The sequence below is a fragment of the Pseudomonas sp. JDS28PS106 genome (genome assembly GCF_036706555.1).
GTDB lineage: Bacteria > Pseudomonadota > Gammaproteobacteria > Pseudomonadales > Pseudomonadaceae > Aquipseudomonas.
Map to the genome: position 1 here is coordinate 27,427 of NZ_JBAJGT010000018.1, position 12,512 is coordinate 39,938.

14 protein-coding genes are annotated in these 12,512 nt (G+C 60.6%); 6 read left to right on the forward strand and 8 right to left on the reverse strand.

Translation table 11 applies throughout. The annotated features are described in order from the left end of the window. Positions 1 to 9: 9 nt before the first annotated feature. Positions 10 to 1,425 (forward strand): MBOAT family O-acyltransferase, encoded by a 1,416-nt coding sequence (locus TRP66_RS21430; protein ID WP_333406916.1) that lies wholly within the window; start codon positions 10 to 12, stop codon positions 1,423 to 1,425. A 12-nt stretch (positions 1,426 to 1,437) separates the two neighbouring features. Beyond that, positions 1,438 to 2,580: an alginate O-acetyltransferase AlgX-related protein gene (locus TRP66_RS21435; protein WP_333406917.1), complete on the forward strand. Its 1,143-nt coding sequence runs from the start codon at positions 1,438 to 1,440 to the stop codon at positions 2,578 to 2,580. Positions 2,581 to 2,776: 196 nt separating this feature from the next. On the opposite strand, the gene TRP66_RS21440 is transcribed toward TRP66_RS21435, so the two are convergent. From TRP66_RS21440 to TRP66_RS21475, 8 genes are all read right to left on the reverse strand, one after another. Beyond that, positions 2,777 to 3,238 carry an RES family NAD+ phosphorylase gene (locus TRP66_RS21440; protein ID WP_333406918.1) on the reverse strand — a complete coding sequence of 154 codons (462 nt, stop codon included), beginning with the start codon at positions 3,236 to 3,238 and terminating at the stop codon, positions 2,777 to 2,779. Further along, the gene (parS, locus tag TRP66_RS21445) at positions 3,235 to 3,684 is read right to left on the reverse strand and encodes a type II RES/Xre toxin-antitoxin system antitoxin (RefSeq protein ID WP_333406919.1); all 450 of its coding nucleotides are present in this window, start codon (positions 3,682 to 3,684) and stop codon (positions 3,235 to 3,237) included. The genes TRP66_RS21440 and parS overlap by 4 nt, the downstream gene beginning before the upstream one ends. Before the next feature lie 419 nt (positions 3,685 to 4,103). Continuing rightward, on the reverse strand, positions 4,104 to 5,102 hold the full coding sequence (locus tag TRP66_RS21450) for a DUF3618 domain-containing protein (RefSeq protein WP_333406920.1): 999 nt from the start codon (positions 5,100 to 5,102) through the stop codon (positions 4,104 to 4,106). Continuing rightward, complete coding sequence (locus tag TRP66_RS21455) at positions 5,099 to 5,527, reverse strand: phage holin family protein (protein WP_333406921.1); 429 nt, start codon at positions 5,525 to 5,527, stop codon at positions 5,099 to 5,101. The genes TRP66_RS21450 and TRP66_RS21455 overlap by 4 nt, the downstream gene beginning before the upstream one ends. Further along, complete coding sequence (locus tag TRP66_RS21460; RefSeq protein ID WP_333406922.1) at positions 5,527 to 6,192, reverse strand: hypothetical protein; 666 nt, start codon at positions 6,190 to 6,192, stop codon at positions 5,527 to 5,529. The genes TRP66_RS21455 and TRP66_RS21460 overlap by 1 nt, the downstream gene beginning before the upstream one ends. Before the next feature lie 180 nt (positions 6,193 to 6,372). Next, positions 6,373 to 6,819, reverse strand: a complete 447-nt coding sequence (locus tag TRP66_RS21465; protein ID WP_333406923.1) for a DUF421 domain-containing protein — start codon at positions 6,817 to 6,819, stop codon at positions 6,373 to 6,375. 71 nt (positions 6,820 to 6,890) lie between these two features. Beyond that, positions 6,891 to 7,400, reverse strand: coding sequence for a hypothetical protein (locus tag TRP66_RS21470; RefSeq protein WP_333406924.1), 510 nt, complete (start codon positions 7,398 to 7,400; stop codon positions 6,891 to 6,893). An 81-nt stretch (positions 7,401 to 7,481) separates the two neighbouring features. Then, positions 7,482 to 8,033 (reverse strand): ATP-dependent Clp protease proteolytic subunit, encoded by a 552-nt coding sequence (locus TRP66_RS21475; RefSeq protein WP_333406925.1) that lies wholly within the window; start codon positions 8,031 to 8,033, stop codon positions 7,482 to 7,484. Between the two features lie 606 nt (positions 8,034 to 8,639). Between TRP66_RS21475 and TRP66_RS21480 the strand changes: the two genes are divergently transcribed. The 4 genes from TRP66_RS21480 to aroA all read left to right on the forward strand — a co-directional run bounded on the left by TRP66_RS21480 (position 8,640) and on the right by aroA (position 12,429). After that, complete coding sequence (locus TRP66_RS21480; RefSeq protein WP_333407065.1) at positions 8,640 to 8,876, forward strand: KGG domain-containing protein; 237 nt, start codon at positions 8,640 to 8,642, stop codon at positions 8,874 to 8,876. 253 nt (positions 8,877 to 9,129) lie between these two features. Next, complete coding sequence (locus tag TRP66_RS21485; protein WP_333406926.1) at positions 9,130 to 10,146, forward strand: response regulator; 1,017 nt, start codon at positions 9,130 to 9,132, stop codon at positions 10,144 to 10,146. A 3-nt stretch (positions 10,147 to 10,149) separates the two neighbouring features. Next, on the forward strand, positions 10,150 to 11,103 hold the full coding sequence (locus TRP66_RS21490) for a GGDEF domain-containing protein (protein ID WP_333406927.1): 954 nt from the start codon (positions 10,150 to 10,152) through the stop codon (positions 11,101 to 11,103). A 69-nt stretch (positions 11,104 to 11,172) separates the two neighbouring features. Beyond that, positions 11,173 to 12,429: a 3-phosphoshikimate 1-carboxyvinyltransferase gene (gene aroA / locus TRP66_RS21495; RefSeq protein WP_333406928.1), complete on the forward strand. Its 1,257-nt coding sequence runs from the start codon at positions 11,173 to 11,175 to the stop codon at positions 12,427 to 12,429. Positions 12,430 to 12,512: the final 83 nt, after the last annotated feature.

Below are 12,512 nucleotides of genomic sequence, written 5' to 3' on the forward strand. Positions count from 1 at the left end.
GTCGTCGTTATGGTATTTGCGTCCCTTGAGTTTTTGATGTTGTTCCTGCCCGCGTTCCTGGCGATCTACGCCCTGGCGCGGCCGGCCTGGCGCAACGTCATTCTGCTGATCGGCAGCTGGCTGTTCTACGGCTGGCTGAGCCCGACCTTTCTGGCGCTGCACGTGGTGCTGACGATCGTCGCCTGGGTCGGCGGCCTGCTGGTGGATCGCGCCCGGGAAGGCTCAAGCGGGCGGGTGCGTCTGCTGATCGGCCTGATCGTGCTCAATACCGCGGTGCTGTGCTGGTACAAGTACGCCAATATCCTGGCCACCAACTGGAACGAGCTGATCACCTGGTACGGCGCGATGCCGATGGAGTGGCAGCGCGTGGCCCTGCCGGCCGGCCTGTCGTTCATCGTGCTACAGGCCATTTCCTATCTGGTGGATGTGCATCGCCATACCGTGCCGGTGGAGCGCAGCTTCATCAATTACGCGACTTACATTTCGATGTTCGGCCATTCGATCGCAGGGCCCATCATCCGTTACGACTGGGTAAGGCGCGAGCTGGTCGAGCGGCATTTCAACCGTGAGAACTTTGCGCTGGGCGCGCGGCGCTTCATGGTCGGCATGAGCATGAAAGTGTTGGTGGCCGACACCCTGTCGCCGTTGGTGGATGTGGCGTTCCATCTGGAAAACCCTTCGCTGGTGGACGCCTGGATCGGTTGCCTGGCCTACTCGCTGCAACTGTTCTTCGACTTCGCCGGCTACAGCGCCATGGCCATCGGCCTGGGCCTGATGCTGGGCTTCCACTTTCCAGAAAACTTCAATCGGCCGTATCTGGCCAGCAGCATCCAGGACTTCTGGCGGCGCTGGCACTTGTCGTTGTCCAGCTGGCTGCGCGATTACCTGTACATCGCCCTGGGCGGTAACCGTCGCGGGGTGTGGAATACCTACCGCAACCTGTTCCTGACCATGGCCATCGCCGGTCTCTGGCATGGCGGCGACAGCTGGAACTACCTGCTGTGGGGCGCGGCTCACGGGGTGGCGTTGTGCGTCGACCGGGCCTGGTCGCGCTCAAGCCTGCCCGCAGTGCCCAGGCCGCTGGCGCATGCGCTGACCCTGTTGTTCGTGTGCCTGGCCTGGACGCTGTTCCGCGCCCCGGACTTCCACACCGCGATGACCATGTACGCCGGCCAGTTCGGCCTGCACGGCCTGGGTCTGGGCGATGCGCTGGCCGTGACCTTGCGTCCGGCCCACGGCATTGCAGCGCTGTTGGGCGTGGTGTGTGTGGTCGCGCCGGTGTTTCTCGCCCGCTGGGAACAGCGCTTCGGCGCACGGCCGCTGTACGTGGCGGGCGCGGCGCTGTGGCCGGTCGCCGGTTTCCTGCTGTCCTTTGCGCTGATCGCCAGCCGCGAGACGGTTCCCTTCCTGTACTTCCAGTTCTGAGGACGACGCCCGATGACTTCTTCCTCCGGTTTTCCGCCGCCGCCCTCCGCGCTGGCCGTTCGGGTCAGCAAGGCCGCGGGACTGACGCTGGCCGTGTTCATGGCCGCGGGACTGGTCGCCACCGGCGCCTTGATGGCCAGCGGCAAGGTCCAGTGGCTACCGGCCGATACCACGCTCGACAGCGTGCTGCATGGCGAGGTGACCCATGCCTTGGCCAAACAGCTCTCGGACAGCTTTCTGGCAAAACAGATGGCCGATCTGGAGCGGGGCGCCAGCTGGCTGATACTCGCCGACACCGGCCCGCGTGTACGCCAGGGCTGTCCGGGCTGGCTGTTTCTGACGGACGAGCTGCGGCTCAATCGTCATGCCCAGGCCCATGCAGACACCAAGGCGCAGGCCGTTATCGAACTGCAACAGAGCTTGCGCAAGCGGGGCATCGAGCTGCTGGTGGCGGTGGTGCCGGACAAGAGCCGGATTGCATCGGCCGAGCTGTGCCCGGTGTATCGCCCGGCCGGTTTGCAAGGAAGAGTGGCCGACTGGACGCAAGCACTGACGAATGCGGGTGTTAAGGCACTGGATTTGACCTCCACCTTGCAGCCGCTGGGCGCGCAGGCTTATCTGCGCACTGATACCCATTGGAGCGAGTCCGGCGCCGATGCAGCGGCCAGGGCAGTGGCGGCGCGCGTTCGACAGATGGGTATCGAGGCGACACCGGCCCGGCCGTTCGACACGCAATCGACCCCGGAAGCTATGCGCCCGGGTGACCTGGTGCGGCTTGCCGGCATCGACTGGTTGCCGCTCTCGCTGCAGCCGCCAGCGGAACGCGTGGCCGCCACGCAGATCACCGAGCAGGCGCAGGCGGCACCCGCAGGCGGCGACAGCCTCGATGATCTGTTCGGCGACAGCAACCTGCCCAATGTCGCGCTGATCGGCACATCGTTCTCGCGCAACTCGAATTTCGCGGGCTTCCTGCAACGCGCGCTGGGTGCGCCCATTGGCAACTTCGCCAAGGACGGCGGCGAGTTTTCCGGCGCGGCTAAGAGTTATTTCGATAACCCCGCATTCAAGCAGACGCCACCTGCGCTGGTGATCTGGGAAATTCCGGAGCGCGATCTACAGACGCCCTATGCCGATCGATTCAAGACGAGTTTCTAGCTATTTAGCTAGATATATAGATATCTATCTAGCAATAAAGTGATCGAGAGCGGAAAGGCTTTTAGTGGGAGGGACCTTGCTCGCGACGGCCCTCACGCGCTGCGTCTGAAACACCGCGCCGTTCGGGTCGCGAGCAAGCTCCCTCCCACAATGGGCGTATTCCAGCCCAGGCTCTTGGTGCTAGCTGTATATCTAGCTAGCCAAGGCGTGGGTCGACAGCGAATTCCAGCTCCTTTGCCAGCGCTACGACGGCATGGAAGGCCGGATGCTGCACGTTGAGCAGGTAATTGGCTTCACGCGGAATGATCACGCTGGGCACCGCCAGCGCCAGGCTCTGGCCCGACGTCAGCCATGCATCCCCGAACGAGGCGGTCGAGGGCGGCGCCGGCTCGTCGCGCCAGTCGGCAGGCAGCGTGCCGGGCTGCGCATTGAGAATGTGTTCTTCGGGTATCTGCAATTCGAGCATGACGAAATGCCGGGCCAGCCCGGCATCGCTCACGTGCACCAGTACTTCCAGCAGGGCCAGCGATTCGCTGCCGGCGCAATACACGCAGGCATTGCCTTTGCTGTTCCAGCGTCCGCCGTAGAGCCTGGCGCCTTCGCCGTCGAAAGCCTGGGCAAGCCATTTGCGCTTGACCAGACGGTAGACAGCAATCACGCCACGACACCATGCTCAAGCCGGCCGATCAGATCCAGCACCGCCTGGGCCTCGGCCGAGGTGGTGAGCATCTCCAGCGGTTTGCGATTGCCCAGGCCATATACCGGGTTGGCCAGCCAGCGTCGCGTGGCTTGTGCATCGTCTTCGAACAGGTCGAGCGCGCCTTTGTAGACCGCGGCCAAGCGAAACAGCCGGTCGCTTTCCTCGGCATTGAACTGCCGGACTTTCAGCCGGCGTTGCAGCGTGGCCGGGGCGATGCCCAGGTATTCGGCCAGGGTCGAACGGTTCAGGTCGGTGTACTGCGCCAAGCGTTCGAACACCTCATAAGGCAACCCTTCTCGTAGCGCCGTATACAAACGCGCACCCCGAGGCGGAACGCCCAGATGCTGCCAGAAATCTTCAGCCTGGACAGGGGCAGGGTGATAATCACGAATCGCCAGGGACATGAACAGGCTCCGTTTATCGCTTGATATTAAAAACATCTATCAAGTGATACTAAACCTGTTTGCCCCGCACGACCAGTAGGAGCGGATTCATCCGCGAAGCTTTGGGTCAGGCGACACATCTTTGCAGGGCCAACCAACGCCTCGCGGATAAATCCGCTCCTACAAAACGCGTTGGCTTGCGACGGTGCAAATCGGGATGGTCCTGCCCCGTAGGAGTGAGCTTGCTCGCGATCTGCCGCATAGCGGCAGTAAAAACAGGCAGCGCGATATTTCAGGTGAATCGCGTCGTTCCATCGCCAGCAAGACGGATCGCCGCCCGTTGGCTCCTACGAGAGACCGGACATCATTTTTCTCTTGTATAAACGCACTTGCCCGCGACGGTCGGTGACTGTCGCGGGCAAGTGCGTTCCTTCCCAGGCTTATACGATCGGCTTGGGAGGTACGCCGGTGGTGGTGCCCGACGTGCTGCCGGACTCGGTACTGCCGATGCCAATGCCGACACCCGTATCCGAAACAACGCCAGGGGAAATATCCGTGCCGCTGGCGGGCGTGTCCTTGTTCTTGTCGCTGTCCTTGTTTGCCGCGTTTGCCGCGCTCTGCTTCACGTCTTCGGCCGTCTGTTTGACGGTTTCCTTGACGCCGGTATAAGCCTCCTGGCCTTTGGATTTGAGCGTGGAAGCCAGCTTGTCGCTGGTGCTGCCCATCAGCTCGTCTTCCTTGCGGGTCGAAGGCAGTGCCGCACCCAGTGCCGCGCCCAGCGCGATACCGATTGCCGCCAGCATCAGAGGCTGCTCCTTCATCAAGGTGCTGAACTGATCCTTGAGCTGAGCGCCTTGAGCATGCAACTGCTCATTGGCGTTGTAGGCCATTTGCTTGGCGTGATCGGCCGAGGAGCCGAACGAGTCGCTGGCGCTATGGTGCATGCCGCTAGCTTTGTCCTTCAGGGCATAGGCCTTGTCGGTCAGGGCGTGCGCCTTGTCGCTGACGGCGGAGGTGGCGCTGCTGACGCGGTCGCCGACTGCCGAAGTGGCGCTGCTGACACGATCACTGACCTGGCCGAAGGCGCCGGCCACCTGACTGGCCATGTTGCTCAGCTTGTCGCCAAGGCCCGGGCCGGTGCTGCCGGAGGTCACGGTGTAACCAGGGAACGGCTTGTTCTGGTTCATCGCCAGCCAGGTCAGGCCGATACCGGTGAGCACGGTGGGTACCGGGTTGTTCTTGAGCGTGGTGCCCAGGTTCTGGAAGAACTCGCCGCCGTTACCTTTGGTGTAGGTCAGCACCTGGTCGAACAGTTGCCCGGGCGTGAAGCGGCTTTCCAGCGAGTCGACGATGTTGCTGATACTGGCGCGCTTGGCGTCGATTTCCTGTTCCAGCTCTTCAGGGCTCTTATGGGATTCAGCTTCGAATGAGGTGCTCATGAAATTTTCCTCTTCAGGGTGTCCTTGTCCTGTTGCATGGCATTGATGGTGCGATCAGGCGTGAAGTGCGACGGCTCGAACTGCTTCTTGCCCGACTGCAGCATGATGAAGCCGATTACCAGCGTGATGACGCCGACGATCAAGGCGGCCAGCCACAGCTGCATCATGGTGCCCAGGCCGTACACCGCGGCCATCAGCAGAATGATCAGGCCCGCGAGCAACACGATGGCGCCACCGGCCACGGCTGCGATACCCGCCTTGAGCGTGGTGAGGCTTTCCTGCAGCTCGGCCTTGGCCAGCGCCAGTTCCTTGGTGAACAGCTCAGGCACTTCGCGGGTCAGCTGACGCAGCAGACCGCCAATGGAGGCGTTGTCCTGCAAGCCGGGTTCAGCCGGCTTCTGAGTGTCGAACGGATCGGTGGTCATTACAGATCTCCTTTCAGACTGCCGTGAGTGGCGCCACTGCCCTGCGGGGCGGTCGTGTCGCGGTCGGGATAGATGGCGGCTTCACCCAAAGGATCGATGCCGGAACTGGCGGGGCGCTGTACCGATGAAGTCGAAGGCAGATCGTCGGAAAGCGGCGCAACACCGGTTTCATAAGGCGCGCGGGCGCCAAAGTCAGGCTGCGGCGTCGAGGTCGAAGTCGGGGTGGAAGTTGCGGTCGAGGCAGAGCTGTGATCCTGGCTGGCGCGCAGAAAACGCGACAGGCCTACGCCAATGGCGACACTGCCGGCCAGAAACAGCGCCGGGTTTTCACGTGCCAGGCGCGCGCCGCTGTGCAGCAGGTCCTCGGCGCTCTTGTCACGTACCTGATCGGCAAACGAACCCAGTCCGCTGGCCAGTTGCGACAGGTACTGGGAGATCCCCAGCGTATCCTTGCCTTCCAGAGCTGAAGCTGCCGATTGCGCGCCTTCGACCAGTGAGTCGAGCTGGTCCGCGGCTAGGTCACGATAGTGTTCGTACTGCTCGGCCCCCTGTTGCTTCGCGTCACTCAACGCAGCGCCCGCCGTTTCGCTCAGCTTGTGCAGATGTTCCTGGGTGGCCTCGGATGCTCCCGGTGTACGGGTGCCTTGGGCTGGGTCGTTCGTCATTGCCATTCACTCCTTCGTTTGGAAAACCGCCGAGCGGCACATGGCCAGCTCGCGTGCATGTTCGAACAACGTTTCAAACACACTTGAATGGATGACGGGGACATGCGCCATGAGTTCAAGGAAATTGATGGGTGGGCGTCTTCAGGGCGGATTTTGCAAGGGGTAGGCGACGAGCTGCAGTCAATCCTTCTCGGGAATGATCGAAATCGTCCCGTTGCGCTCGATGATTGCGTAGCGAATGTCGCTCATACTGGCGATGCCCTGATTGGAGCGGGCTGCTTCCATGATGTCGGCTTCGGTGATGCGTGCCTTTTTCATTCGGCGCAGCAGCGGCTGGCCGTTCTCGACGATGATGGTCGGACCGCCATCCAGCAGCAGTGCGAGGCGTTTGGAGCGTTGCTTGAGCTGGGAGAAACCGACGTCGATGGCGATCAGCGTGGCGATGATCAGCACCGAATTGGTGATGGAGAAATCGTCGCCCAGCAAGGCTTGCTGGGTGGCTTCGCCGATGATCAGCAGCAGCACGAAATCGAACGTGTTCAGATCGGCCAGCGACCTGCGGCCGGCGATCTTGAACAGGATCATCAGCATCAGGTACATCACCGCTGCGCGCAGTACGGAGTCCATTGTCGGGCTTTCCTGTCAGAGGGTGTTTACAAAAATAGGCGAGCCGGTGCAGCCATTTTGTAAACACCCTCTCAGGGGTAGATGAATTTGGGAAGGTCCAGCTGCGGTCCGTCCTTGAGCCGGATATGGCCCCGGTAGAGACCGACGCCGTTGCTGCGCAGGCTCAGGTAGAGCGTCGCCGTGCCTCGGGCGTCCGCCCGCATGGGAATCATCAGATCCCGCTCGTCGCTGGTCAGGTTCGCCGGCTGCGGATTGAGGCTTTCGATGGACATCCCTTCGAGCCATTCATGGCCGAGTACCAGGTAGCGCATCTCGCCCGGCGCGCCGGACGACGACACGATGACGTCGTCCTGAGCGCCGTTTCGGCTGAAGCGCTCGTACTCGACGCTCAGGCGACCGTCAGGGGTCTGCAACTGGACATGGCTCAGCGGCCCTTTGGAGAAAAGGCCACCCAGCGTCAGCCCGATCAGAACGACCAGCGCGCCGATGCCGATGCGCTCGAAGCGCCAGGCCCTGCGCTGCTCATCCATGTCCTCCTCGATAGGGTACTTGCGACTGACAAATTCTTCCTGTTCGTTCATGGCTACCTGCCGACCGACTCAAGCTGGGACGATTACCCGCATTCGACATCGGCGCGGCAAATAGTTTTCCGGCGCATGGCGTCAGGAATGAATGTGGCTGAACACAAAGCCGGTTTCGATCTTGGGTTCTTCGACGGCATGGATCAGCCCGGTCCTCAAGGCTTGCGCCGGGTCGAGAATGCGCGGCGCGGCAATCAGGTATTTCTCCGTCTCCAGCGTCTCTTCGGCGTTCTCGGTCCGCTCCGCGACGATGCGGACGTACATCTCCAGGTCGTGATCCAGGCTCATGGCATATTCGGCCATGCGCGCGTGATCGACCGAGCCGTTCAGGTGCCAGTGAAATGGGTGGAACAGAAACTTGCTGTGCGAGCAGGCCGTTCGGCGTTCGCCGGCCAAAAACACGACATTGCCCATCGATTCCACCGTTCCCAGATTATGGGTATGCACCGGGATGGGTAAGGTCAGCAGAAAGTTGTACATCGTGAAGCCGTAGCTGCATTCACCTCCCATGGTGGCGATATTGACGATGACGCAAGAGGCGTCCTGCTGGACGGCTTGCGAACACTTTTCGATGAGTTGCCCGCAAGTGGCGGAGTTGATGGGGGCGGTGAAATTGATGAGGTGAGTAGTCATGGAAGCGCCTCTAGACTGATGAACGCTGACAGCGGGATTGAACCGGCTGTCACCTATGCATCGACCATCTTCTGATGGAGCTTTAACCCGGCCGCTTAATAAGCAGGTCCACTATTGGGAGATTAGCAAGGACGCGATGTATTCAGCATTCTCTGCCCTGTCCGATGAACGGTAGGCAAGGACCGCTGGGGCCTGTAGCGCATATTGAATATGAGCTCTCTCGGGCATCTTGCAAGGCGATTCCGGGAGTAAGCGAAGCGGCGAAAGGCCAATGATTGTGGGGTTATCCATGTGGCGTTAACGGCGTAAGCCAATGATTTATATAGATTAATATTTTGCCTAGTTATAAGCATATCTCGATTTGTTATTTTTAGTCATTAGCATTGATGGCGTATTGCTTTGTCTTTGAAAAATCAGGGCTTTTCAGATGGTTAATTATTTCTTATTTTCAAGAGGTGATGCTTGATTCAAGTCTTCTATGAAACTCCGCGAAATTGACCGTTCGTCCTGTAACGCCATGAAATCTTAAACTCTCAAGCGGCTCGCTATTCATACTCAGTGACGCTCACATGAGCGCGTCTTAAATTCTGGATAAAGGTGAATGAAATGGCTAAGACAGGAAATTCAAACCCTGGCAATTTCGCTAACGATCCACAGAAAGCGTCGGAAGCCGGCAAGAAAGGCGGACAATCCAGCGGAAGCGGACAAGGCTCGAGCAGCAAAGGTTCCAGCGGCTCCACTAGCAAAGGCTCGGGGTCGGGTGGCAACTTTGCCAATGACCGGCAGAAAGCTTCGGAGGCCGGCAAAAAAGGCGGCTCAAGCAGCGGTGGCCGCAACAGCTGATTCTCTCGGCCTGACCAGGCAGCTCGAACTGCCCTGGTACCGATGAACTGAATCGAATTCACGTACACGTAAAATGGCGGACCCCGGCAACCCCGAGGCCGCCATTTTTCGTTGTCTGGAAACAGCTGTGTCGGCGCGAGCTATAGTCATTTTCTGGATAAACCTGAAATCCCATAGCTTCAACACTCTTTTCTGGTGAGCGGGGCGGTTCGTTCAAGGCTGATTGACGTTATTAATTGCAGCGAGAGTACCGATGTCCCCAATTGCATTACTGATTTGCGATGACTCGAATATGGCCCGCAAACAGATGTCACGTGCCTTGCCATCACCCTGGAACGTGTCTGTCACCTTTGCCACAAATGGCCTGGAAGGTCTGGAGGCCATTCGCGCAGGCCTGGGGCAAGTGGTGCTGCTGGACCTGACCATGCCGGTCATGGACGGTTACCAGACCCTTGCCGCCATCGGCAATGAGCGGCTCGATGCGAAAGTGATCGTGGTGTCTGCCGATGTTCAGGAGGAGGCCGTTCGCCGCGTCATGGAACTGGGCGCGCTGGCTTTCCTGAAGAAGCCGGCCGATCCAGATGAGCTGGCGAGCACGCTGACACGATTGGGGCTGATGCAGCCCGATGTCATGGATGCGCCTGTATCGGCGAGCCCGACCCTGGCCCAGCGGACGCGTACTGAGGCAATCGATTTTCAGGACGCATTCCGGGAAACCATCAACGTCGCCATGGGCCAGGCCGCGGCCCTGCTGGCCAAGGTGCTGGGTGTCTTCGTGCGGCTGCCGGTGCCCAATGTGAACTTGCTCGAAGCCGGCGAATTGCACATGGCGCTGGCCGACGCTCAGCGCGCTGAAAAGATTACGGCGGTCTGTCAGGGCTACATCGGCGGCGGGATCGCCGGTGAGGCGCTGTTGATGTTCTATGACTCGGAAATCACCGACATGGCCCGTTTGATGGGGCACGATCCAGCGGACGGCTCGGACATGGAAATGCTCCTGGACCTGTCGTCGATCCTGATCGGGGCTTGCCTGAGCGGAATTGCCGAGCAGATCGATATCGCGTTTTCCCAGAGCCATCCACAAGTGCTCGACAGTCGCAGCGATATCGAAACGCTGATTCGCGACAACCGTCAGCATTGGAAAAAGACATTGGCCGTGGAGATCGGTTACAGCGTGGAAGGCCACGCCATTCATTTCGATCTTTTGATGCTGTTCACTGAAGACTCGGTAGAACGGCTGACCCGCAAACTCGCCTACATGATGAATTGAGCCATGAACCACTCGATCGACATAAAAGAGCTTCACTGGTTACTGGCCGTGACGCAGAACATTGACGTGGGCATTGTGGTGCTGGACCGTCAGTATCAGGTGCTGGTCTGGAACACCTTCATGGAGAACCGCTCGGGCGTAGTGCCGTATGAAGCCATCGGCAGGAGTTTTTTCGAACTGTTCCCGGAAGTGAACCGGCAGTGGTTCAGCAAGAAGGTCGACAACGTGGTCACGCTGGGTACACCGGCCTTTACCGTCTGGGAGCAGCGGCCCTATCTGGTGCGCTTCAAGAGCTACCAGCCAATCACCGGCCAGCAAGCCTTCATGTACCAGAACACCACGATGTTCGGGTTGCGCTCCACGAATGGCGAGATCAGCCAGATCTGCCTGGTCATCTATGACGTCACGGACGTGGCCAGCCACAGTCATCAACTACAGGCCGCCAACGCCGAACTCCAGCAATTGTCGAGCGTCGACCGCCTGACCGGGCTCTACAACCGTGGACACTGGGAAGAGGCGATCAAGGCTGAGTATGCCCGCCATGTACGTTACGACTCCTTTGCTTCGCTGGTAATGTTCGACATCGATCATTTCAAGTACATCAATGATACCTACGGCCATCAGGTCGGCGACAAGGTGCTGCGCTCCGTCGCCGACAGGGTTCGAGGACTGATTCGGGCGGTGGATATCGCCGGACGCTACGACGGGGAAGAGTTCGCTGTGCTTCTGCCGGACACTGGATGCGAAGGTGCTGCAATTTTCGCCGAACGCTTGCGCAAGGCGGTGGAGGAAAGCGAAGTCATCCACGAGGGTCTGCCGATCCGCTGCACGATCAGTCTCGGCGTGGCCGGCATCGACGACACGAACACCGAATACAAGCAATTGATCGAACAGGCCGATCAGGCGATGTATGTGTCCAAGAAATCCGGTCGCAACCGGCTGACCGTCCACGGATGAACGCGACCCTGCGGGGCCGCGCCCGCTCGTGCTAGGATCGCGATTTTTCCGCTGACGCCCAGGGACATCATGCGACCTCAAGACACTCTTACCGTTATGCCTGTCGATCGTCCACTGGTCGGGCGCGTCAGCCCGCCCGGTTCCAAGTCGATCACCAACCGCGCGCTGCTGTTGGCCGGACTGGCGAAGGGCACCAGCCGCCTGACCGGCGCGCTCAAGAGTGACGACACCCGTGTGATGTCCGAGGCGCTGCGCCTGATGGGCGTGCAGGTCGACGAGCCGGATGACAGCACCTTTGTGGTGACCAGTTCCGGCCACTGGCAGGCTCCGCAGCAGGCCCTGTTCCTGGGCAATGCCGGCACTGCCACGCGCTTTCTGACCGCGGCGCTGGCCAACTTCGAAGGCAACTTCGTGGTCGATGGCGACGAATACATGCGCAAGCGCCCGATCGGTCCGCTGGTCGATGCCTTGCAGCGCATGGGCGTGGAAGTCAGCGCGCCGACCGGCTGCCCGCCGGTGGCGATCAAGGGCAAAGGCGGCCTGGCGGCCGGACGCATCGAGATCGACGGCAATCTGTCCAGCCAGTATGTTTCGGCACTGCTGATGGCCGGTGCCTGTGGCCAGGGACCTCTGGAAGTGGCCCTGACCGGCAGTGAAATCGGCGCCCGTGGCTATGTGGACCTGACGCTGGCGGCCATGCGCGCCTTCGGTGCCCAGGTTCAGCAACTGAACGACACCACTTGGCGCGTCGAAGCCACCGGCTACCGAGCCACCGACTTCCACATCGAACCCGATGCCTCGGCCGCCACTTACCTGTGGGCCGCCCAGGCCCTGACCGGAGGCAGCATCGACCTGGGTGTGGCCAGCGATGCCTTTACCCAGCCCGATGCGCTGGCCAGCCAGATCATCGCCCGCTTCCCGGACATGCCGGCGGTCATCGACGGCTCGCAAATGCAGGATGCGGTACCGACCTTGGCCGTACTCGCAGCGTTCAACAACCAGCCAGTGCGTTTCGTCGGCATCGCCAACCTGCGGGTCAAGGAATGCGACCGCATCTCGGCGCTGTCCCACGGTCTGAACGCCATCGCAGCCGATCTGGCGGTGGAAGAGGGCGACGACCTGTTGGTGCACGCCAACCCGGACTTGGCCGGTCGCACCGTCGACGCCCTGATCGACACTCACGCCGACCATCGCATCGCCATGTGCTTCGCCCTGGCGGGCCTCAAGGTCGCCGGCATCCGGATTCTCGATCCGGATTGCGTGGGCAAGACGTACCCGGGTTACTGGGATGCGCTGGCGTCGTTGGGGGTGCAGGTACAGCGTTGAGTTTCCTGACGCCCTGTAGCAGCCGCTTGAAATGCACTGTATATAATGCTTTTTGCAATTTAATACGCGATTTGCACTGCATA